Below are 22,423 nucleotides of genomic sequence, written 5' to 3'. Positions count from 1 at the left end.
CAGCCGTACGGAACGGCGAAGCCGATGCGGGAATGCCACACCGGCTGGGCCGCGCACGCCGCTTCAATCGTCGTCGGCCTCGACCGGTTCAGGCGGGCTGGTCCGGATGATGTCGAGCAGCGCCGTCACCACCTCGGGGTCGAACTGGGTCCCGCTGCGCTCGGCGATGTAGCTCACCACATCGGGATACGGCCACGGCTCCTTGTACGGGCGCCGGTGCAGCAGCGCATCGAACACGTCGACCACCGCCACGATGCGCGCGGCCAGCGGAATGGCGCGTCCGTTCAGGCCCTCGGGATAGCCGGCGCCGTCGAAATGCTCGTGGTGGGCGCCGGCGATCTGGGCGCCGTAGGTCAGGTAGCTGACCCCGTCGACCATGCTGGCGGCGCGCTCCAGGATCGAGCGGCCGATTTCGGCATGGGTCTGCATCACGCGCCGCTCCTCGGGCGTGTGCGCGGCCGGCTTGAGCAAGACCTGGTCGGGCGTGGACACCTTGCCCACGTCATGCAGGATGCTGGCCAGGCCGATCATTTCCAGCAGTTGCGGGGTCAGGCCCGGATCGTCCACCCCGCCCTGCTTCATGCGCTGCGCGATGCGCGACGACAGGTCCTGCACGCGCCGCACATGGCCGCCGGTGCCGTGGTCGCGGAACTCGGCCAGGTCGGCCAGCGCCACCACGGTTGCTTCCTGCGCCTTGCGCAGCTGGCCGAACATGTACAGATTGTCGAAGGCGGCCGCGATGCGCTGGCAAAACACTTCGAGCAGGTCGCGCTGGATCGGCGCCAGCGGCCACGGCGGCGTGACCGAAATGCACAGCTGGCGCTCTTCCTGGGTGTGGATATAGAGCACATTGGCCGGATGCTCGAACTGGCTCTGCTTTTCGCGGAAAGCCTTGGCAATGGCCGGCATCAAAGGATGGTCGGGCGGCAGCGCTTCGCTGTCGGCCAGGTTGGTGTAGCTGCCGGTGGCGGCCACCACGGTGGGCCCGCCGGTCACGGCCGACATCACGCACAGCACGCCGTCGGCGCCCACATCGAGGATGGCGCTGACCTGGTTGAGCACGCCCGAAGCGAACTCGCGCAGCGAATGGATCTGGTACAGATTGGTGGCGCCGGCCAGGATCTTGCCCAGGCCGATGCGGCTGCGTTCGAGCATCATCAGGCTCTCGAAGGCGCGCAGGGCCGAGATGACGGTGGTAAACAGCTTTTGCGTGGTCAGCTCGGTCTTGGCCTTGTAATCGTTGATGTCGTATTCGATGATCACGCGCTGCTCGGGCGCCTGGCCCGGCTGGCCGGTGCGCAGCACCACGCGCACGATCTGGTTGTTCAATTCCTCGCGGATGCGGCGCGCCAGGATCAGGCCGGCGTCGTCGGTTTCCATGACCACGTCGAGCAGCACCAGGGCGATGTCGGGCGTGTCGCGCAGGATGCGGTAGCCCTCGGCCCCGCTGTAGGCGGAAAACAGTTCGAGCTCGCGGCCCTTGAAGGCCACGTTGCGCAGCGCCAGCCGGGTGACGGCGTGCACATCGACGTCGTCGTCGACGATCAGCACGCGCCACAGGCGCTGGTCGATCGGCGCGGCACTGGCGCCGGCGCCGCTCTCGTCGTCTTCGTCGAGCAGCCAGTTATCGTCCGATGCATCTGTGGGGTCGGTCATACAGGCTCCATAAGGGCCCCTGTCAACGGGGCGTCATACGTGATGCAATCAAAACAGCGCTTCCCTGCCCGACCTTAACTATAAGCAAACAGTGCGACTGTGACATCGCCACCATCCCCTTTTTACCAATCAAATTATAAACAATGTTTTGTCCCAAGCGAGCACCGCTGCATTCATATTTTGCGGGCTGGCAACAGCACCGCTCGTCATTTGGCGCGGCATCTGCTACTCTTTGACAGCACAGGCGTCCGCCGCGGCGCTACTTTGACAGGGAGACACCATGCAAGTTCCTTCTTCGACTGTAGCCGGTGGCGGGCCATCCGGCAAGGACATCGCGGGCCACGAGTTTCTCGCCTTCACGCTCGGCTCGGAAGAGTACGGGATCGACATCCTCAAGGTACAGGAAATCCGGGGCTATGAGGCGGTGACGCGGATTGCCAACGCGCCCGAGTTCATCAAGGGCGTGATCAACCTGCGCGGCATCATCATTCCCGTGGTCGACATGCGCATCAAGTTCAATCTCGGCACGCCGGTGTACGACCAGTTCACCGTGGTCATCATCCTTAATATTTCCGGGCGCGTGATGGGCATGGTGGTCGACAGCGTGAGCGACGTGACCACCTTGACCCCCGAGCAAGTCAAGCCGGCGCCGGAAATGGGCACCGCGTTCGGCAGCGACTACCTGATCGGGCTGGGCACGATCGACGAGCGCATGCTGATTCTGGTCGATATCGACAAACTGATGTCGTCGAGCGACATGGGGCTGATCGAGTCCTTGGCGAGCTGACCGCCAGGAAATCTAGATTGGTCCGTGGACGTCTGGTGGGAGCGACCTCATTGCCCTTGCTTCGTGAACTTCATGCGCGGCTAAAACTTGATCAGAGGGGTTAACGATGAACTCGAACAGCGAAGCCCTATTATCATAGTCATCCAGATTCCAGGGATTAGTAAGATTCCTGTACACATCGTCTGGCGATGTCATCAAATCAATGCGATCTTGCTCGGATATCACTGCCAACCGATGCGTAAGGGTGCCAATGTTTTTGACGGAGAAATTCCTGTTTTTCCAATACAGGTCATGCAAATTCGACTCAGACAAGTGACCGTTCGCTCGCAGCTTTTGCAACTTCACGAGGATGCTCGTTAGCTCATCATTGAACTTCCTGTAGTCAACTTGCAGGCTCCGCAATTCCAACCGCCCCCATTCGGCAGGGGGCTGTGGAAAACTGGCAACATACTCATCCAAGGTCGCTGCGAGAGAACGAAAGGCCAGTTCTGGCGTGGCACCGGATTTTTGGACACCGCCGATTTGCTCTCCCGAATCGAGTCGCTCTACTGTTGCCCTGGCAAGATGAAAATCCGTCTTGACCTTGCGAGTGTGCAATACAATTCGGTGAAATCCATCACTCCACCCATCGTGATACTTACCGACTTCCCATTTCGTTATGAGCATATTCTGAGTCGCAGTGCCAGACGTTCGAGTTGCGTTGTACATAGGGATGAATGAGGCGCGGTTCCCACAGTCGTCCGCTTCAGGTTCCATGCGGATCAAAATAGGCGGCCCAGGTGATGGCCGACGGTTGCAGTTTGGCCGCAGCCCCGAACAACGCCAGCGCCTGCCTGCGCGTGCCGGTATTGAACACCGCCACCGCCAGATTGAATGTGGTGTGGCGATCAAGCGATCCCCACGCCAGCGCTTCGCGCAGCACGGTTTCGGCCTCGCGGTACAGCGCGCGGTCGCACAGCAGCGCGCCGAGGCAGGTCAGTACTTGCGGATCATGCGGATGGCTGGCGCGGGCGTGCTCGAGCAGCGCCTGAGCGGCGGCAATGTTGCTGTCCCAGTGCTCCAGGCGTTGCCAAGCCTGATCGATCAGTTGCCGCGCTTCGATGATTTGGTTCACGATATGTCACCTTTGAAGTTGCTCGTGTGGCGGTGAACGGTCGGGATACTCACGCATCCAGCGTGGCGCTTGCAATCGTATTTCATTTGCGGATAATTCATCCGGTAGCAGTCACGCAAATTATGGAGTACATCATGGATATCATCGACCACACGACGCTTGCTGGCTTGGCGGGGTCGGGGATGGTAAGCAGCGCGCGCGTAGTCGGGCAAGCGGATGGCTGGCGCATACTCGTGACGCACGGCAAGTCCGAACAAGCGCTTTCTGATCTGCCCGGCGGGCGGGTACGCATTTTTCCCAAGCTCGATACGTTGGCCGCCTACCTCAAAGATATCGGGATCGTGCATTTCGATGTGGATGCAGTCAACTTTGGTCCTGCCATGATCGCCGACACCATGCGTCCGGACCTCCCTCCCGCGACGAAGGACTCGCATTCCACCGCCTATGTCGAATGGCTCAAGGCAGAGGTGCAGGAAGCAATTGACGATACCAGCCCCAGCGTCCTCCATGACGAGGCGATGCGTCAGATCCGCGCCGCAGTGAAGCTCTCGTAAGGGGAGCATATGCATGCGATCCACTGGAAAAAACAGGCTATCAAAGATTTGATCAAAATAGGCCAGTTCATTTCCAAGGACAGCCCGACGAATGCGGGCAAAATGATCGACCTTATCGAGAGCAAGGTTCTTCCCCTCGCCACCCATCCACGTATCGGCCGCCCCGGCCACAAACGCGGCACTTACGAATTGGTCGCCCACGAACACTACCTCATTATTTACCGCGTGCTATCCACGAAGGTCGAAGTCTTGCGGATCAAGCACACAGCACAGCAGTGGCACGCCGAGTGAGGACGCCAACTCGCTCACGGAAATCTCTAATTTTTGGGTAGAACACAGCCGTTCCAGCCGCCTTTTGTACGAATCGGATAGCTGGCCAGCTTCTTAGCGAACGCCCGCCAGTTCCTCCAGCTCGCTCGCCCGTACCGCGCGTGCGCTGACAGCGCATTCATGGGCGGCCAGGCGCGCCGCCGTGCCGCCATCGGGATCGCCATAAAACCCGCAGTTAGCCTCGGTGTATTTCAGCCACAGCCGCTGGACTTCCTGGAGCTCTTTTTTGCGCGCTGCTGGCTGACGCGCCATCAGCGCCCGGTACGCGACATTGAGGCGCTTGTCCTCCAGTGCGTACTGGGCCGACATGCACTCCTGCATGTCAACATTGCTGACCGCTTTGTCCATGCAGCGCTCGTACTGCTTGCCGCGCGCGGTAGCCGGCGCGCCCTCCGGCGCGGCGGCGGTGACGGTGGATACGGCGCCGGCGGCCAGCGCCAGCAACATCATCGTTCGTAATACGGTCATGGGCAAAATCCAGGCAACTCCGGGCGCACCCGGGATGAAAAAAAATCCGGTTCAACCCGGATCAAGAGGACGCGCCGCGGCCGCCTGCTTGCGCCGTCCCACGCATTCGGCCTGGCTGCCGCCCACGTCCACATTCTGGTAGCGCACTTCGTACTTGCCGGCCGCCAGGCGGTCGGCCACGAACGTGTCGCGCGCCAGCACGTACACATGGCGCACGTTCGAGCGCCGGTCGAGATCGAAAATCTTGACCAGCACCGGCGAGCCGTTGCGCGTGTTGTCGATGCTGATCTGGGTTTCCGGCCCCTGGTTGCCGATCGGGAAACCGTCCACATAGCCCGACTGCGCCGGCCACGGCTCGCCGTTGGGCGCGATCAGCGAATGCAGTTCGGTCTCGCAGTCGGCCACCCGTGCCGGTACCACCAGTTCGGTCACGCCAAGCGCGCGGATATCGGGCGGGCGCTGGCCGGCGTCGGCCACGTGCGGCTTGGCCACCGCCCAGCTGTCGACGCGCGCGTCGGCCGGCGGCCCGGCGCGCGCGGACGCCCCCGCGCGCGGCATTTCCAACGCCGACGCCAGCACCACCGGCACCGGCACCGCGCGCTCCTGGTCCATGAACAAGACGCCGGCCGCGCACCCGAGGCCGAAAAACAGCATCAGCCCGAACCACCAGCGCGGATCGCGCACGGCCCGGTACGGCGCCACCACCTCGACCGGCGCCGCATCCCACGCCGGCGCCGCTTCATGGCGCGGCTTGTCGCGGCCGTCCTCGGTACGGGTGCTCTCCAGCCATTCGATTTCCCATTCCTCGGCCGCGATCCACTCGTCGTGCTCCTTGCGCCGCACCGGGTCGGACAAGGTGCCGTAGGCGCTGTTGAGGATCGCCATGATGCGCGCGGCCTTCTCGTCGCCGGGATTCTTGTCGGGATGATATTTCTGGCTCAAGGCCTTGTAGGCGGCACGAATGACTTCCTGCGGCGCCAGGCGCGCCACCTTCAGGTTGTCATAATGTGTGTGGATCTTGGCCATTGTCGTCGGGTCGGGGAAGCGGGCAGTCGTCCATGATAGCCGATGTCGTCACGCCGGCAAGCCCGCCCGGCGTAACACCTTCATCGTCATTGTAGCGGCAAGGCAAGTTGCCAGATGCTCTACAGGCGGTGGCTGCGGTCGGCCCGCGCCACCGCCTCGGGCAGGGCCACGCCGCGTCCCACCACCAGCACCTTGAACAGTTCACCCATTTCGGCCGGGGAAACCAGTTTTTGCAGGGCCTTCGACTGGGGCAGGTAGCGCATCGGATCGGACGGGTCGTGCCGCAGCAGCAGTTCGCCGATGCCGGCGCCGAGCAGGAACGAGGCCTGGTTCATGTAGGCCAGCACGTCGAGTCCGGCATCCTGGGCGGCCAGCGCCATGGCGGTGAAGTCGACGTGGGCGGTGATGTCCTGCAAACCGGGCAGGTAGAACGGCTCGGGATGAGCGTGGTGGCGGTAGTGGCACATCAGGGTGCCGCCGATCCGCTGGTCGAGATAGAACTCGTGCGCCGGAAAACCGTAGTCGAGCAGGATGGCGGCGCCCGTTCCGGTGCCGAACATGCGCGCCAGCGACCCCATGAACCCGCAGGCCACGGGATGGACCTCGGTCAGGTAGCCGTCCGGCAGCAGGTCGGCGTCCGGAATCTGGCGCCCGATCTGGGCCGCCAGCGCGGCGTCGGGCACGCGCGGCAGCCAGGCGAACTCGCCCTGCTCCACCGTGACCGTCAGCTCGCGCCACAGCCCCGCATCCTTGCGCACCAGCGCCACCGGCATGGCATCGAGCACTTCGTTGGCCAGCACCACGCCGTCGAAGGCGGGCGGGAAGTCGTCCAGCCAGCGCACCTGGGGGAAGTCTTTTAGCGCTTCCTGCTGGCGCGCGCGCAGTTCGCCCGACAGTTCCATGATCGCGTAGCTCGCCACCGGCACGCCATCGGCCGCCAGCGCGGTGAGCACGTCGCGCGCCAGCTTGCCGGTGCCGGCGCCGAATTCCAGGATCGCCGGTGCGCTTTGCGCCATGAGCGGCGCGGCCACCTGCGCCAGCGCGGCCCCGAACAGGGAACTGATTTCGGGCGCGGTGACAAAGTCGCCCGCCGCGCCCAGCTTGGCGGCGCCGCCGGTGTAGTAGCCCAGGTCTGGCGCGTACAGGGCCAGCTCCATGAAGCGGGCAAAGGAAATCGCGCCGTCGTGCCGCTCGATCTCGGCGGCAATCAGGTTTTGCAGGGCGTGGGACGCGGCCAGCGCGTCGCTATCGGGGACAGGAAGGGACATCCGGGCATTGTAGCGACAACGGCCGCAGTGAACAATCCGTTCAGCCGGCGCCCCCGGACGCGTTGGGCAGCACCAGGGTGGCGCAAAAGCCGCCGCCCTCGGCGTTCTGCAGCAGCAGCTGGCCGCCGTGGGCCTGGGCGATGCCGCGCGCGATGCCCAGTCCCAGCCCCATGCCGCTGCTGTTTTGCTTGCGCCCGTGTTCGAGGCGTACATACGGCTCGAATAGCTGGGCCAGGGCGTCTTCCGGCACGCCGGGACCGTGGTCGCGCACGGCGATGCGGATGCTGGAACCGACCGCGCGCACCGCGATCTGGGCCCGTTCGCCATAGTGCAGCGCGTTCTCCAAGAGGTTGCCGATGGCGCGCTTGAGCGCCAGCGGCTTGGCCGTCACCGACAGGCCGGTCGGGGCGAACGAGACTTCGTGCCCGGCCAGCTGGGCGCCGCGCACCATGCGCGCCAAAAAGGCGTCGAGCCGGATTTCGGTCGGGGTTTCGTGGATATCGCTGTCCTTGACGCACTGGAGCGCGCCCTTGACCATCATTTCCAGTTCGTCGATATCTTCATGGAATTCGGCGCGCAAGGTGTCGTCGTCGAGCAGTTCGGCGCGCAGCTTGAGGCGCATGATGGGGGTGCGCAAATCGTGCGAGATCGACACGAACAGGCGTTCGCGGTCGTCGATGTAGCGCCCGATGCGCTCGCGCATGGCGCCGAAGGCGCGCGCGGTGTTGACGAATTCGCGGCTGCCGGTCTCCGGCAGGGCCGGCATGCGCTCGCCGTTGCCGAACGCGGTGGCCGCTTCCGACAGCGCCGCCAGCGGGCGCGTGGTCCAGCGCACCACGGGAATCGACAGCATCACCACCGCCAGCAGCGACAGCGCGTGCAGCAGCAGGTGGTCGCGCGTAAACAGCTTGCCGCTGTCGAGAAAATAGGGACTGGGCATCAGGGTGGCCAGGTACAGCCAGTGGCCCGGTTCCATTTCCACCTGCATCAGCAGCACCGGGGCCGGCTTGGCCAGCACGATCTGGCGCACCCGGCTCTCCGGCAGGGCCGACAGGCGGGTGCCGTCGTCGGCCACCACCAGGTGCTCGGGCCACACAAAAGCGACGCGCACATTGCGGTTGTTGGGCAGGTCGGCGTGCAGGGTGGACTGGACGGTGGCGAGCGCGATATCGGCCAGCGGCTGCGGCCCGATGCTTTCGGCCGGCACCGCGGCGCGGTTCAGGCTGACGAAGAAGCGGGTGCCGCCCATTTCGCCGAACTGCTGGATGATCAGGGGCCGGTAATTCGGCGGCAGGCTGAGGAAAAAGCGCACCGCGCTGGCGGCGCTGTGGCCGAGCTGCTGGGCGGCGTTGGCCACCTCGACCTGGGACTCGGCGCGGCGCTGGCTGGCCCAGATGTAGTTGCCGGCCAGCTGGGTCAGCATCACGCCGGCCACCATCAGCAAGGTCAGCCGTCCGAGCAGCGACTGCGGCAGGCAGCGCGCCCAGCCGCGCGGACGTTTATTCATGGCTGCTGATGACGCTGGCGGCGAACACGTAGCCGGCGCCGCGCACGGTCTTGATCAGCCACGGCTGCTTGCCGCAATCGTTGAAACGCAGGCGCAGGCGGCTGATCTGCACATCGAGGAAGCGGTCGAACGGCCCGGCGTCGCGCCCGCGCGTGGCTTCGCACAGCACGCTGCGGTCGAGGATTTCGCCGGCGTGGTCGATAAAATACTTGAGCAGCTGGAAATCGAGCCCCGACAGCGGCACCGGCGTGCCGATATGGTCGACCACGCTGCGCTCGACCGTGTCGATGGTAAAGCCGCCGAAACGGTGGTAGCGCGGCGGCGCAGCCGCTTCCATGCCGGTGCGGCGGTGGATCGCCTTGATGCGCGCCAGCAGCTCGCGCGGGCTGTGCGGCTTGGAAATATAGTCGTCGGCGCCCAGTTCCAGCCCGACCACGCGGTCGGCTTCGTCGGAACTGGCGGTGAGCATGATGATCGGCACGTTCGAGCGGCGCCGCACTGCCTGGCACAAGGCAAAGCCGTCGGTGTCGGGCAGCATGACGTCGAGAATGACCAGCGACAGGGTGTCCACGCTGCGGTTGAATTCGGTGAAGAAGGACGCGCCGTTGTGGGCCAGGGTGACCGAGTACTGGTTCTTTTCCAGGTAAGTCTTGAGCAGGGTCCTGATCTTCTGGTCATCGTCGACGATGAGGATGTTTCGCATTATGTGTAGCTTACCTGTCTTGCGGGCGGCGGCCGATCACGCCCAGACGGCGTTGGGTATCGGCGACGCTGACGCGTTCGTTAAGAAAAAAGCGGTGCAGCTCGGCCACCATGGCGTCGCGTGCGGTTTCGTCGGTGGCCATGCGGTGCACCATGCTCGGCACCTGCCCGGCCGGGGACGTGGCGAACAGGGTCCAGGAAGCGCGCGCGCAGGCATCCATGGAAGCCAGGTCGGGCGCGCGCAGTACCGGCACCGAGCCCTTGACGCGGCTGTAGTCGCGCTGCAGGGCCGGCTGCATGACCATGGCCGCCAGCGTTTCCTGCGAGGCGCGCTGGGCCGGGCGCTCGGCCAGCATGCTGAGCATGTCGACGTTATACAGGTGAAAGGCGGCCGTGCCGGGCACGGCGCCGCAGCCGATATCGCGGTCGCTGTGCAATCCCAGGGCGTTGAGCTCGCCCTTGGCCCAGTCGCCCATGACCAGCATGCCGGCGCTGCCGTCGGCCACCTGGCGCACTTCTTCCGCCCAGCTCAGTTCGCGCACCGGCGTACCCATCCACTTTTTAAGGCCGCGCAGGCGCGTCAGGGCGCGGCCCAGGCGCGGATCGGCGAACGCGGCCGGCTCGCGCTGCTGGAACAGCTGGCGGAAATATGCCGCCCCGCCCTCGGCCAGCACCAGGGTCTCGAACAGGGTGGCGACCTGCCACGGTTCGCTGCTTTGCGCCAGCGGCGTCACGCCGGCGCGCGCCAGCACGGCGGCGGCGCGCTCGAAATCGGGCCAGGTAACCGGCGCGCTCAAGCCGTGACGGGCGAACAGGGCGCGGTTGTGAAACAGGATATTGATCCGGTGAATGCCGAGCGGGGCCGCCACCACATGCTGGCCGGGGCGGATCAGGGCCGCAATACCGGGCAACAGCTGGCGCTCCCAGTCGCCGCGCGCGGCCACCTGGTCCAGGTCGGCCAGCAAACCGAGCCGGGCCCAGTCGCGGATCACGATACCATTGAGCTGGGCGACTTCCGGGGCATCCTTGGCCAGCACCCGGCTGCGCAGGACGATGCCGGCGCCGATGCCCGAGCCGCCCGGCACCATGGCGTCGCGCCACTGCACGTGCTGCTGGCCCAGGCGCTCGGCCAGCAGGTCGACCGCGCGCCGCTCGCTGGCCGACTGCCACCAGTGCAGCACCTGCAGCGACTCGGGCGCGGGCCTGGCCTCGGCCTTGGCCTTGGCCTCCGCCCTGGCCGGAACCGGCAGAACCAGCACGGCAAGCGCCAGCGCGGCCAGCAAGCGCCTGCCGCGCGCGCCTGCCTCCCGGGGCACTTTACCCGTTGTCGCTTTCGCCACTATCACGCCCTCCTGTTTGCGGGACAGTGTATAACGAAAAAACTGCACAAAAAATGTAATTTTACTACAGCGATTTGCAAAGTTATTTTGCGAATTGTTTCGTTTTGTTGCAGGCGGCGCCGTCCGGATTGATCGGTATTTTCGGCGCTACGGCAGAGTGAGCGAACGTGAATTCCCGCGCGCCGCGATTGTAAAGATATGTTGCAAGCTCAACAGCGCGAAAATGGCGCTTTCCTTACAAATCAAGCACTTGGAATGTTACAAGGGGCGATTGTTCGCCAATCGCACTTTTTTGCGAGCCGATGCTACTGTCGCCCACGTTGTCGCTTGAACACGCTTTAAGGTGGCCGGGATGTCGACGCAACAGTGCCGCAAGCGTGCTGATCAAGGTAGCGCCACCTCGCCCCGCTACTTTACATACTAATAAGGAGACTAAATGAAACGCATTACTTTGAGTACATTAGCAACTGCATTGCTGCTCGCTTTCGCCAGCAGCGCCGCCGTCGCCGGGGACCATGAGACCGAGGGCTTCCACGGTTACCTGCGCGCAGGCGTCGGCTCGGCCACCAACGGCGGCTCGCAAAGCTGCTACGGCCTGGGCGGCATCACCATGTCTTACCGCCTCGGCAACGAGTGCGACAGCTTCACCGAATTCGGCTACACCCACGCCCTGGCCAAGGCCAGCAACGGCGCCACCTTCGTCGGCACCTTCTGGGTCGACGCTTACAAGAACAGCTCGGACTTCGGCGACGCCAAACTGGCCGTCTCGAAAGCCTATGTGGAAGCGAAAAACCTGCCGTTCATGAACGGCGGCATCATCTGGGCCGGTAAGCGTCACTACTACCGTCCTGATATCCACATGCTGGACATGCAGTACATCAACATGAACGGCACCGGCGGCGGCGTCGACGGCTACCCTGTCGGCCCGGGCAAGATCAGCTACGCCCTGTTCAAGGACAACGACGACAACGTCTACGCCACCGACCCGCTGACCGGCGTGCGCACCCTGCGCAGCACCAATTCCGCACTGCGCCAGAACATCGTGTACGAAGGCTTGCCGGTCAACCCGAACGGCACCCTGGACATCGCTGTCAGCCTGATCCATGCCCAGGACGACAACAACAACGTCAAGACCCACGACGGCTACCAGGTCTCGCTGTTCCACCGCCAGGCCAAGATCCTCGGCGGCGGCAACACCTTCGGCGTGCAGTACGGCGTCGGCCCTGGCACCGGCATCAACGGTCCTTGCTGCGCCCGTATCGGCCCTTCCGGCAGCACCCTGCTCGATTCGGACGTCACCCGCGTGCGCGTGTTCAACGATATCGTGATCCAGCCGACGCGCGACTTCAGCATGGAATTCGTGGCCTTGTACCAGCGCGACAAGTCGGACCTGGGCGGCAGCAGCACCTGGACCACCGTCGGCGCGCGCCCTGCGTACGCCCTGGCTGAAAACTTCAAGATGCAGGCGGAACTGGGCGTAACGCGCCTGAAAGACAAGCTCAATCCTTCCGCCCAGCGCCTGACCAAGCTGACCATCGCCCCGACCATCAGCCTGGGCCGCGACTACTACGCCCGTCCGGAACTGCGCGCCTTCGTCAGCTACGGCAAATGGAACGACGCCGCCAAGGGCGCCGTGAATGCCTTCAACAACGGCGGCCCGGTGTATGGCGACAAGACCAGCGGCACCTCGTATGGCGTCCACCTGGAAGCTTGGTGGTAACAGCAGGAAATCGAGCAGCAATGGTGCGCGGCTGACCCCGCGCACCGAGATCGACGCAGTCACACTCGCAGTCAAATCAAAAAATCGTTGGAGACGAACCAGATGAAAATCAAACAACTCAAGTTCTTCCTGGCCGCGGCCGGCCTGGCCACCCTGGCCGGCGTGGCGCAAGCCGCACCGCAAGTCGAAGTGCTGCACTACTGGACTTCCGGCGGCGAAGCCAAATCGATTGCCGAACTGAAAAAAATGATGGAAGCGAAGGGGGTGGTCTGGAAAGACTTCGCGGTCGCTGGCGGCGCCGGCGAAAACGCCACCACCGCCCTGAAAGCGCGCGTGATCGCCAGCAGCCCGCCGACCGCGGCCCAGATCAAGGGCCCGGCCATCCAGGAATGGGGCAATGAAGGCGTGCTGGCCAATATCGACAGCGCGGCCACGGCCGGCAAATGGGACAGCCTGCTGCCGCCGGTCATCTCCAACGTGATGAAATACAAGGGCCACTACGTCGCCGCGCCGGTCAATGTGCACCGCGTCAACTGGCTGTGGATCAACCCTGCGGTACTGGCCAAGGCCGGCGCCAAGACCCCGACCAACTTCGACGAATTCTTCGCCGCGGCCGACAAGATCAAGAAAGCCGGCCTGGTGGCGATCGCCCACGGCGGCCAGCCATGGCAGGACACGACCATCTTTGAAACGGTCGTGCTGGGCGTCGGCGGCGCCGACTTCTACAACAAGTCGCTGGTCAAGCTCGACCAGGCCAGCCTGACCAGCCCGACCATGATCAAGTCGTTTGAAACGCTGGCGAAGATCAAGACCTACATCGACAAGGATGCCGCAGGCCGCGACTGGAACCTGGCAACCGCCATGGTCATCAACGGCAAGGCCGGCATGCAGTTCATGGGCGACTGGGCCAAAGGCGAATTCACCGCCGCCGGCAAGGTTGCGGGCAAGGACTTCCTGTGCGTCGCCGCGCCGGGCACCGAGAAATCGTTCACCTTCAACATCGATTCGCTGGCCATGTTCACGGTCAAGAATCCGGAAGAGCAGAAAGCCCAGCTGACCCTGGCGTCGGCCGTGATGAGCCCGGAATTCCAGGAAGTGTTCAACCTGAACAAGGGTTCGATCCCGGCGCGCGCCAACATCGCCCGCACCAAGTTCGACAGCTGCGCCACCAAGTCGATGGATGACATGGCGACCAGCAACAAGGGCAACGCCCTGCTGCCGAGCCTGGCGCACGGCATGGCGCTCGATTCGGCCAAGGCCGGCGCGATCCAGGACGTGGTGGCCAAGTTCATGAACTCCACCATGACTCCGCAGGCAGCCGTGCAGGCCCTGGCCAAGGCAGCAAAGACGCAGTAAGCCTCTTGTAGCACCCCCGCGCGCGGCTCACGGCCGCGCGCGCACCCGTCAGCCCGGCCCGCCGCATTTGGCGCCGGCCTGCATCCGTCTTTTGGAGATCTATTCATGTCCGCTTCCTCCCTGACTTCCAGTCCGGGGCCGCAGGCGCGCACGCGCGCCCCCGCGGTTCCCGGCCGCTGGGCCGCCCGCGTCGACGCCTGGATGGCGCGCCTGGTGCTGGCGCCCACCATCCTGATGTCGCTGGTGTTCGTGTACGGCTTCATCGTGCTCACCGCCTTCCTGTCGCTGACCGAATCGCGCATGATGCCGCGCTTCGAGTACGCCGGCTTCGGCCAGTACACCGCCCTGTTCGGCCTCGATCGCTGGTGGACCGCGGCGGCCAACCTGGGCATCTTCGGCGGCCTGTTCATCTTGCTGTGCCTGGCCATCGGCCTGTCGATCGCGATCCTGCTCGACCAGCGCATCCGCGCCGAGGGCGCCCTGCGCGCGATCTACCTGTACCCGATGGCGCTGTCGTTCATCGTGACCGGCGCGGCGTGGAAGTGGATTCTCAATCCCGGCCTCGGGCTGGAAAAAATGCTGCACGACTGGGGTTTCGTCAACGCTAGGCTCGACTGGCTGGTCGACTCCGAGATGTCGATCTACACGGTCGTCATCGCCGGCGTGTGGCAGTCGTCGGGTTTTGTGATGGCGCTGTTCCTGGCCGGTTTGCGCGGCGTGGATGACGCCATCATCAAGGCCGCCATGGTCGATGGCGCCAGCCTGCCCACGATCTACCTGCGCATCGTCATTCCCGCGCTGCGGCCGGTGTTCTTCAGCGTGCTGCTGGTGCTGTCGCACATCGCCATCAAGAGCTTCGACCTGGTGATGGCGCTGACCGCCGGCGGGCCGGGCACCTCGTCCGACGTGCCGGCCATTTTCATGTACCAGTTCTCGTTCACGCGCGGCCAGCTGGGCCTGGGCGCGGCGTCGGCCATGATGATGCTGGCCACCGTGCTGGCGGTACTGGTGCCACTCATGTACCTCGAAACCAAAGGAGCGCGCCATGGACGCTGATCAGAAGCAGCTCACCCCGGGACGTATTTTCATCTACGTGCTGCTCACCCTCGTGGCGCTGTACTACCTGGCGCCGCTGTACGTGATGCTCACCACCTCGTTCAAGTCGCTCGAGCAGATCCGCACCGGCACCATCCTCGACCTGCCGCTGGCACCGAGCACCGAAGCCTGGACGCGCGCCTGGAGCGGCGCCTGCACCGGCGTGCGCTGCGAAGGCCTGGCGCCCTACTTCTGGAACTCGGTCGGCATGACGATACCGGCGGTGCTCATTTCGAGCCTGATCGGCTCCCTCAACGGCTACGTGCTGGCGCACTGGCGCTTTCGCGGCTCGAACGTGGTGTTCACGGCCCTGATGGTGGGCTGCTTCATCCCGTTCCAGGTCGTGATCCTGCCGATGGCGCGCCTGCTCGGCATGGCCGGCCTGGCCAACACCACCACCGGCCTGGTCATCGTGCACATCATCTACGGGGTGGCGTTTACCACGCTGTTCTTCCGTAACTACTACGTCACCGTGCCGGAAGAACTGGTGAACGCGGCGCGCATCGACGGCGCAGGCTTTTTCACCATCTACCGCCGCGTGATCTTTCCGCTGTCGCTGCCGATCTTCATGGTGTGCTTCATCTGGCAGTTCACCCAGATCTGGAACGACTTCCTGTTCGGCGTGGTGTTCGGCGGCGCCGATGCGCAACCAGTCACGGTGGCGCTCAATAACCTGGTCAACACCTCGACCGGCGTCACCGAATACAACGTCAACATGGCCGCCGCCATCATCGCCGCGTTGCCGACCCTGGGGCTGTACCTGGTGGCTGGCAAATACTTCGTGCGCGGGCTGACCGCGGGCGCGGTCAAGGGCTGATTTCAACTAATTCAAGGCAGGAGAACCACAACGATGGCCAGTTTATCGATTCGCAATGTGCGCAAGGTGTACCCGAACGGCGCCGAAATCTTAAAAGGCATTAACCTCGAGATCGAGGATGGCCAGTTCCTGATCCTGGTCGGCGGCTCCGGCTGCGGCAAGTCGACCTTGCTGAACATGATCGCCGGGCTGGAGACGGTGTCCGAAGGCGAGATCCTGATCGGCGACCGTGTCGTCAACGACGTGCCGCCCAAGTCGCGCGACATCGCCATGGTGTTCCAGTCGTACGCGCTGTATCCGACCATGACGGTGCGAGAGAATATCTCGTTCGGGCTGGGCATCCGCAAGGTGCCCAAGGCGGAACAGGAAAAGATCGTGGCGCGCGTGGCGGAAACGCTGCAGATGACCCACCTGCTCGACCGTAAACCTGCCTTGCTGTCGGGCGGCCAGCGCCAGCGCGTGGCCATGGGCCGTGCCATCGCGCGCGACCCGTCGCTGTTCCTGTTCGACGAACCGCTGTCGAACCTGGACGCCAAGCTGCGCGTGGAAATGCGCGCCGAGATCAAACTGATGCACCAGCGCCTGGGCACCACCATCGTCTACGTCACCCACGACCAGATCGAGGCGATGACCCTGGGCGACAAGATCGCCGTCATGCGCGACGGCGTGGTGCAGCAGTACGGCAGCCCGCAAGAGATCTACGACCGCCCGGACAACCTGTACGTGGCCGGTTTCATCGGCTCGCCGTCGATGAATTTCTTGAAGGGCAAACTGGTGCAGCACAACGGCGGCACCGCCTTCACGCTCGATGTCGATGGCGACATCGCCCTGCTGCCGCTGCCGGCCGGCGGCAAGGAATACGGTGCCTGGCACGGACGCGAAGTCATTCTCGGCATCCGTCCCGAGCACGTGACCGACGCCCTGAGCGCGCGCCAGTCGGGCGCCCACGACGGCTACGAGCCGACCGAAGTGACCTGCCTGGTCGAGATGACCGAGCCGACCGGTCCCGATACGCTGGTATTTACCTGGGTGGGCGGCGTGCGCGCCACCTGCCGCACGCACCCGCGCGCGCACGCGATGCCGGGTGAGCGCATCAACCTCGCCTTCGACCTGTCCAAGGCGATTCTGTTCGATCCGGCGACGGAACAACGGATGGGGGCATAAAGGAAGCATAAACGGTCCCGTTTGGGGACCTTGAGCGAACTTTAGGCGATAATAGCGGCTCGCGCCGGCACGGCGTCCGATCCGCCTGCTTTTCTGCCTATTAGTCTGCTCATTTATGCAACAACCCGCATCCACCCCACGTCAACCGGTCGCCCTTGTGACCGGCGCCGCACGCCGCATCGGCCGCGCCATCGCGCTTGGCCTTGCGCGCGCCGGCTGGGACGTGGCGCTGCACTACCGCAGCTCGGAAGCGGACGCGCGCGAGGTCGCCGACGCCGTACGCGCACTGGGACGGCGGGCCGCGCTGCTGCAATGCGACCTGGCCGACGAAGCCGGCGTGCGCGCCCTGGTGCCGCGCGCGGTGGCCGAACTGGGCCCGCTCGGCTGCATCGTCAACAACGCCTCGCAATTCGACTACGACAGCGCGGCCGATTTTTCGCCGGCGCTGCTGGCGCGCCACATGCAGACCAACGTGGCCGCGCCCATCCTGCTGGCCCAGGCCCTGCACGCGGCCACACAAGCCGGTGAGCAGGCGGTCGTCATCAACCTGCTCGACCAGAAGCTGTACAACCTCAATCCCGATTTTCTGTCGTACACCCTGTCCAAGGCCGCCCTGCACACCGCCACCAGCATGCTCGCGCAAGCGTTGGCGCCCACGGTGCGCGTGGTCGGCGTGGCGCCCGGGATCACCATGCTGTCGGGCGATCAGACCGAGGCCGGTTTCGCCCAGGCCCACCGGGCCACGCCGCTGGGACAATCGAGCACGCCGGACGACATCGTCGATGCGGTGTGCTACCTGGCGGGCGCGCGCGCCGTCACCGGCACCACCCTGGTGGTCGACGGCGGCCAGCACCTGATGCCGCTGGAGCGCGACGTGATGTTCCTTACCAAATAAAACAACCTGAAAGACTCCCTATGCTGTCCGCCCTGTCCCACCCCAAGCTGAGCGCCTGCCGCCGCCTGTTCCTGCGCAATTACGAAGTGATGATCAACATCGGCGTGCACGACTTCGAGAAAAAGGGCGAGCAGCGCGTCCTGATCAACGTCGACCTGTACATTCCGCTGGCGCTGTCCACGCCCAAGGACGACCAGTTGCAGGAAGTGGTCGACTACGACTTCATGCGCGAAACCATCGCGCGCCGCATGGCGCAGGGCCACGTGCACCTGCAGGAGACCCTGTGCGACGACGTGGTGCGCTCGATGCTGGCGCACCCGAACGTGCGCGCGGTGCGCGTGTCGACCATGAAGCCGGACGTGTATCCGGACTGCGAAGGCGTTGGCGTGGAAGTATTCCAGATCAAGGAAGAAGCATGAGCGACGCGGCCGTGATCGAGCGCAGCGACGACAAGGTCGCCCACGAAAACCAGAAGCTGCACAAGCGCCTGTGCCGCCAGGTCGGCCAGGCCATCGGCGACTTCAACATGATCGAAGACGGCGACAAGGTGATGGTGTGCCTGTCGGGCGGCAAGGACAGCTACGCGCTGCTCGATATTTTGCTGACGCTTCGCGAACGCGCGCCGATCCACTTCGAGATCATCGCCGTCAATCTGGACCAGAAGCAGCCGAACTTCCCGGCCGATATCCTGCCGGCCTATCTGACCAAGCTGGGCGTGCCGTTCCACATCGAGAACCAGGATACCTACAGCATCGTCAAGCGCCTGATCCCCGAAGGGAAGACTACCTGCTCGCTGTGCTCGCGCCTGCGGCGCGGGATTCTGTACCGGGTGGCCGATGAACTGGGCTGCAACAAGATCGCCCTGGGCCACCACCGCGACGACATCCTCGAGACCTTCTTCCTGAATATGTTCTTCGGCGGGAAGCTCAAGGCCATGCCGGCCAAGCTGGTGTCCGACGACGGCAAGCACATGGTGATCCGCCCGATGGCCTACGTGAAGGAAGCCGATTCGGAGCGCTACGCCGAGGTCAAGCAATTCCCGATCATCCCGTGCGACCTGTGCGGCTCGCAGGAGAACCTGCAGCGCAAGCAGATCAAGAACCTGATGCGCGAGTGGGAGAAAAAATATCCGGGCCGGGTCGAGAGCATCTTCTCGTCGCTGTCCACCGTCGTGCCGTCGCATCTGATGGACCAGGAGCTGTTCGGGTTCAAGGAGATCAAGGCCGATGGCGTGGCCAGCCCGCTGGGCGATATCGCGTTCGATGAAGAGCCGTGTTCGACGCCGACCATGGGGACGATTCCGCTGCAGCCGATGTGAGGCTGGCGGTTTTGACTGAAAAGCCCGCTGATGCGGGCTTTTTTACGACTGCCGCGGCCAGGGGTATGATCTATTCACGAATCTACTCACTATTCTATTCATTTGGATGGTTCCTCCCTATGACAGGGGTGCAAACGAATCTATTCACTGAACGCCGGTACGATGGCTAAACATGAGCATATTGACAAGTTAAGACGGCTGTTGCTGCGCGGGCCGGCCAACCCATCGACGATCATGGATGCGTTAGCCGTCAGCCAGTCGACGCTGTCGCGCCTGTGGCAAGCCATACCGGATGGCGTGGCGCTGGGCGCGGGCAAAGCGCGCCAATACGCGCTGCAACGCCAGGTGCCCGGGGTTACAGCCCCGGTACCCGTGTTTTGCGTCTCCGAGGAGGGCTCGGTGACCGCCATCGGCAACCTGACTCCGCTTCGGGGAGGGTTTTACGTGCTGACCCGGCCAGACACGGGGGCTTACACCCTGTACGAAGGTATGCCGTGGTTTCTCAGGGACTTGCGGCCGCACGGTTTTCTCGGCCGGTTCGAGCCGCGCAAACACCGCGACCTCGACCTGCCGGACGATATCCGCATGTGGACCGATGAGCATGTGTTCCAGTACGTTGCGCGGCGCAGCGAACACGCGGCCGGCAACCTCATTCTCGGGAACGAATCGTATGCCAGATTTGTCGGCGATCTGAAACAGATGCGGGAGTGGCTTATCCCGCAGGCCAACCGCACCGCCAGGTATCCGGTGATGGCGGAGCAGGTGATGCAGGGAGAGCCGCCCGGCTCCTCGGCCGGCGGTGAGCAGCCGAAATTCACGGCAGCGGTCGAACGCAGCGAACAGGGGCTGGTCGAGCATGTGATGGTGAAGTTTTCGCCACCTGTCGGTACACCGGGCGGACGCCGCTGGGGCGACTTGCTGGTCTGCGAGCATCTGGCGCTGGCGGTCCTCGCGCGCCACAACATCGCTGCCGCGACTACCTCGCTACTCGAAAGCGGAGAGCGGGTATTTCTTGAAGTGGTGCGTATCGACCGGGTGGGACTCGAAGGACGCCGGCCGATGGCGACGTTCGAGGCACTCGATGGCGAGTTGGGCATGCTCGATCAAAACTGGACCACCGTGGCGCGCGAACTGGGGCGCATGGGCGACCTGGCCGACGAGGATGTAGCCACGGTGGCGATACTCGATCTGTACGGGGCGCTCATCGGCAATACGGACAGGCATCACGGGAATATCGCCGTGTCGTGGACAGCGGACAGCAAGCGCCACCTGGGCGCCGCCTACGACATGTTGCCGATGCTGTACCGCCCGAGTGCACACGGCGAAGTGACCGAGCGCGAATGGGTGCCGAATCTGGGAGCCCGGCTCGATTTACGCCATCTCGGGGCTTGCTGTCGCATGGCGCTCGAATTCTGGGAAGACGTCATGAGTGATCCTCGCATTTCCGAAGAATTCAAAATGGACGTCGCCCGCCCGCACTTAAACACAGTACGTCAATTGGACCCCACGTAAACCAGCATGGGGGCCCGGATCGACCTTACGGCGCTACCGCCGTGCGCAGCACCGGATACAGGTTCAGGCGCTCGTCATACGAGGTGTGGCGCTTCGCGAAAAACTCCAGGCGCGCGTCCGGGTTCTTGGCGAACGCCGGATCGTTGTCGACCTTGGCCTTGAATGCGGCCGCCAGCGCCGGATCGGCCGCCATCATCTCGCGCGCGACCTCCTCGGCCACATAGTCTTCCATGTATTCCTTGCGCTCGAACGCGGTGTTGAACATACCCCACTGCAGCAGCGAATCCGGGGCGGCCGGCTCGAACAGGGCGATTACCAGCCGCGCCTTGGCCTGCGCCACGGGGACGAACAGCGCGCCCTTCTCCAACGCGCGCGGCTCGGCCTTCCACGCGCCCTGCAAGGTCACGCGATGGTGCGATTCGAGCGAGCCCGGTGCGAATGTCACCTTATCGGCGCGGAAGGTCTCGACATCGGCCTTGGCCTGCGCCGTACCCAGGGTGCGGTAGGCGATGCCGTGCTGGCCCAGCTTGCGCGCAACCATGGCCGCATGCGCCGCCGGCACGATGTAGCCGGCCTTGGGCGCGTTGGCCATCACGTCCGGCACGATCTCGTCGCGCAGCGGCACGGTCCAGATTTGCGGTTTCGTTTCGTCGTAACGCGTCATCAAGGCGCCCGACACGTCCGACTGCGTGCGCGCGTACGCGTAGCCACGGAAGTCGATCATGCGCGCCTTGTCGGTCGCCTTATAGGTCAACGGCAGTTCGGTGCCGCCCAGCCGCGCCGCGCGCGCATCGGCGTCACGCGCCGCCGTCTGCCACGTCTTGCCATGCTGCGCCACCTGTTCGAGCACCGACACCACCGAGTTGCGCGTGATGCGCACGCGGGTCGGGTAATCCTTCCACGCATGGGTCTCGACCAGCATGCCAAGCCGGTTGCGCAAGGCAAAATAGCCGGTCGAAAAACGCGGGTCCGATACGCCGTCGGCAAAGCCCGAGGCTGGATTGTCTTCTTCCGCGAACGACATGTAGAACGGCTGCGGCAGCGAGCCCTGTCTGGCGATATCGGCCAGCACGCCGCTGCGCAGTGCCAGCCCGGCCTTGCGAAACTCCACGTCGGCCGAATGCACAGGCTCCACCTGGATCGAGATATCGTGCTCGAACTTGGCGCCGTTGGTCACGTGCAGGTCGACGTAGACCAGCGGGTCCCAGGCGTTCACCAGCGCCAGCATGGACTGCATTTCGATGGAGTCGGCCTTGGCGTAATCGCGGTTCAGGTTGAAGTTCTGGCCGGTGGTGCGCCAGCCCATTTCGACCGGGCCGCGCTGGTTGGGGCGGTTCCACTGCTTGAAGCGCTCGTGGCCATCGACGTTGAAGACCGGGACGAACAGCAGCACCTGCTTGTCCAGCGCACCGGGCGCGGCGCGGTTTTCCAGCACCTCGCGCAGCGCCAGGAAGCCGGCATCCTTGCCGTCGATCTCGCCGGCGTGGATACCGCCCTGGACCAGCACCACGGGGATGGCGCGCGCCGCCGCGGCCTGCGCCGTCAATGCGCCGGTGCGCGTGACCACCAGCGCCTGCATCGGCCGCCCTTCCGGCGTGCGTCCGAACTCGATGCACCTGACCTGCTTCGGATAGGCTTTCTGGAACGCGGAGCAGAGCGCGATGACTTCGTCGTAGCGGCCGGTTTTCTGGAACTGCGAGCGCTCGGCGACGGTGCTCAGGTCGGGCGCGGCGTGGGTGTGGGAGAAGGGAATGGCGGACAGCAGGGCAAGCAGCAGCGCAGAACGAATCATCG

22 protein-coding genes are annotated in these 22,423 nt (G+C 64.4%); 12 read left to right on the top strand and 10 right to left on the bottom strand.

Going from position 1 to position 22,423, the window contains the following annotated elements:
- Positions 1–63 precede the first annotated feature (63 nt).
- Positions 64–1,656, bottom strand: a complete 1,593-nt coding sequence (locus RBA41_RS16130) for a DUF3369 domain-containing protein (protein ID WP_306625096.1) — start codon at positions 1,654–1,656, stop codon at positions 64–66.
- Between the two features lie 280 nt (positions 1,657–1,936).
- Between RBA41_RS16130 and RBA41_RS16125 the strand changes: the two genes are divergently transcribed.
- Positions 1,937–2,443: a chemotaxis protein CheW gene (locus tag RBA41_RS16125; protein WP_099873737.1), complete on the top strand. Its 507-nt coding sequence runs from the start codon at positions 1,937–1,939 to the stop codon at positions 2,441–2,443.
- A gap of 12 nt (positions 2,444–2,455) precedes the next feature.
- On the opposite strand, the gene RBA41_RS16120 is transcribed toward RBA41_RS16125, so the two are convergent.
- On the bottom strand, positions 2,456–3,040 hold the full coding sequence (locus RBA41_RS16120; protein ID WP_306625095.1) for a hypothetical protein: 585 nt from the start codon (positions 3,038–3,040) through the stop codon (positions 2,456–2,458).
- A gap of 148 nt (positions 3,041–3,188) precedes the next feature.
- A complete protein-coding gene (locus RBA41_RS16115) occupies positions 3,189–3,557 on the bottom strand; it encodes a hypothetical protein (RefSeq protein WP_306625094.1) in 369 nt (122 codons plus the stop codon).
- 134 nt (positions 3,558–3,691) lie between these two features.
- Here RBA41_RS16115 and RBA41_RS16110 point away from each other — a divergent pair, with 134 nt between their 5' ends.
- Together RBA41_RS16110 and RBA41_RS16105 are read left to right on the top strand one after the other, a co-directional pair.
- Positions 3,692–4,111, top strand: a complete 420-nt coding sequence (locus RBA41_RS16110; protein ID WP_306625092.1) for a ParC-related protein — start codon at positions 3,692–3,694, stop codon at positions 4,109–4,111.
- A 9-nt stretch (positions 4,112–4,120) separates the two neighbouring features.
- Positions 4,121–4,402, top strand: a complete 282-nt coding sequence (locus RBA41_RS16105; RefSeq protein ID WP_306625091.1) for a type II toxin-antitoxin system RelE/ParE family toxin — start codon at positions 4,121–4,123, stop codon at positions 4,400–4,402.
- Between the two features lie 93 nt (positions 4,403–4,495).
- On the opposite strand, the gene RBA41_RS16100 is transcribed toward RBA41_RS16105, so the two are convergent.
- The 6 genes from RBA41_RS16100 to RBA41_RS16075 form a co-directional block, all read right to left on the bottom strand.
- Entirely contained in the window at positions 4,496–4,909 is a 414-nt protein-coding gene (locus tag RBA41_RS16100; protein ID WP_306625090.1) for a lysozyme inhibitor LprI family protein, read from the bottom strand.
- A gap of 51 nt (positions 4,910–4,960) precedes the next feature.
- On the bottom strand, positions 4,961–5,935 hold the full coding sequence (locus RBA41_RS16095) for a J domain-containing protein (RefSeq protein ID WP_306625089.1): 975 nt from the start codon (positions 5,933–5,935) through the stop codon (positions 4,961–4,963).
- Positions 5,936–6,054: 119 nt separating this feature from the next.
- On the bottom strand, positions 6,055–7,203 hold the full coding sequence (locus RBA41_RS16090; protein ID WP_306625088.1) for a class I SAM-dependent methyltransferase: 1,149 nt from the start codon (positions 7,201–7,203) through the stop codon (positions 6,055–6,057).
- A 40-nt stretch (positions 7,204–7,243) separates the two neighbouring features.
- Complete coding sequence (locus tag RBA41_RS16085) at positions 7,244–8,710, bottom strand: ATP-binding protein (protein ID WP_306625087.1); 1,467 nt, start codon at positions 8,708–8,710, stop codon at positions 7,244–7,246.
- On the bottom strand, positions 8,703–9,416 hold the full coding sequence (locus RBA41_RS16080) for a response regulator (RefSeq protein WP_306625219.1): 714 nt from the start codon (positions 9,414–9,416) through the stop codon (positions 8,703–8,705). The genes RBA41_RS16085 and RBA41_RS16080 overlap by 8 nt, the downstream gene beginning before the upstream one ends.
- Before the next feature lie 7 nt (positions 9,417–9,423).
- On the bottom strand, positions 9,424–10,752 hold the full coding sequence (locus RBA41_RS16075; RefSeq protein WP_306625086.1) for an ABC transporter substrate-binding protein: 1,329 nt from the start codon (positions 10,750–10,752) through the stop codon (positions 9,424–9,426).
- A 436-nt stretch (positions 10,753–11,188) separates the two neighbouring features.
- Here RBA41_RS16075 and RBA41_RS16070 point away from each other — a divergent pair, with 436 nt between their 5' ends.
- From RBA41_RS16070 to yjjJ, 9 genes are all read left to right on the top strand, one after another.
- Positions 11,189–12,472 (top strand): maltoporin, encoded by a 1,284-nt coding sequence (locus RBA41_RS16070; protein WP_306625085.1) that lies wholly within the window; start codon positions 11,189–11,191, stop codon positions 12,470–12,472.
- Positions 12,473–12,574: 102 nt separating this feature from the next.
- Positions 12,575–13,828 carry an ABC transporter substrate-binding protein gene (locus tag RBA41_RS16065; RefSeq protein ID WP_306625083.1) on the top strand — a complete coding sequence of 418 codons (1,254 nt, stop codon included), beginning with the start codon at positions 12,575–12,577 and terminating at the stop codon, positions 13,826–13,828.
- Between the two features lie 201 nt (positions 13,829–14,029).
- On the top strand, positions 14,030–14,884 hold the full coding sequence (locus tag RBA41_RS16060) for a carbohydrate ABC transporter permease (RefSeq protein ID WP_229413767.1): 855 nt from the start codon (positions 14,030–14,032) through the stop codon (positions 14,882–14,884).
- The gene (locus RBA41_RS16055) at positions 14,874–15,740 is read left to right on the top strand and encodes a carbohydrate ABC transporter permease (protein ID WP_306625082.1); all 867 of its coding nucleotides are present in this window, start codon (positions 14,874–14,876) and stop codon (positions 15,738–15,740) included. Before RBA41_RS16060 ends, RBA41_RS16055 begins: the two co-directional genes overlap by 11 nt.
- Before the next feature lie 33 nt (positions 15,741–15,773).
- Positions 15,774–16,904, top strand: a complete 1,131-nt coding sequence (locus tag RBA41_RS16050; protein ID WP_306625081.1) for an ABC transporter ATP-binding protein — start codon at positions 15,774–15,776, stop codon at positions 16,902–16,904.
- Positions 16,905–17,019: 115 nt separating this feature from the next.
- The gene (locus tag RBA41_RS16045; RefSeq protein ID WP_306625079.1) at positions 17,020–17,799 is read left to right on the top strand and encodes an SDR family oxidoreductase; all 780 of its coding nucleotides are present in this window, start codon (positions 17,020–17,022) and stop codon (positions 17,797–17,799) included.
- 20 nt (positions 17,800–17,819) lie between these two features.
- A complete protein-coding gene (locus tag RBA41_RS16040) occupies positions 17,820–18,218 on the top strand; it encodes a dihydroneopterin aldolase (RefSeq protein ID WP_099873723.1) in 399 nt (132 codons plus the stop codon).
- Positions 18,215–19,117, top strand: a complete 903-nt coding sequence (gene ttcA / locus RBA41_RS16035; protein WP_099873722.1) for a tRNA 2-thiocytidine(32) synthetase TtcA — start codon at positions 18,215–18,217, stop codon at positions 19,115–19,117. The genes RBA41_RS16040 and ttcA overlap by 4 nt, the downstream gene beginning before the upstream one ends.
- Before the next feature lie 162 nt (positions 19,118–19,279).
- Positions 19,280–20,629, top strand: a complete 1,350-nt coding sequence (yjjJ, locus tag RBA41_RS16030; protein WP_306625077.1) for a type II toxin-antitoxin system HipA family toxin YjjJ — start codon at positions 19,280–19,282, stop codon at positions 20,627–20,629.
- Between the two features lie 25 nt (positions 20,630–20,654).
- On the opposite strand, the gene RBA41_RS16025 is transcribed toward yjjJ, so the two are convergent.
- Positions 20,655–22,421 carry a M14 family zinc carboxypeptidase gene (locus tag RBA41_RS16025; RefSeq protein WP_306625076.1) on the bottom strand — a complete coding sequence of 589 codons (1,767 nt, stop codon included), beginning with the start codon at positions 22,419–22,421 and terminating at the stop codon, positions 20,655–20,657.
- Positions 22,422–22,423 lie beyond the last annotated feature (2 nt).

Origin of the sequence: Massilia scottii (genome assembly GCF_030846495.1) — a bacterium.
In the GTDB taxonomy this organism is placed as follows: domain Bacteria; phylum Pseudomonadota; class Gammaproteobacteria; order Burkholderiales; family Burkholderiaceae_D; genus Telluria_A; species Telluria_A violaceinigra.
This window is presented reverse-complemented; position numbering and strand designations above follow the sequence as displayed.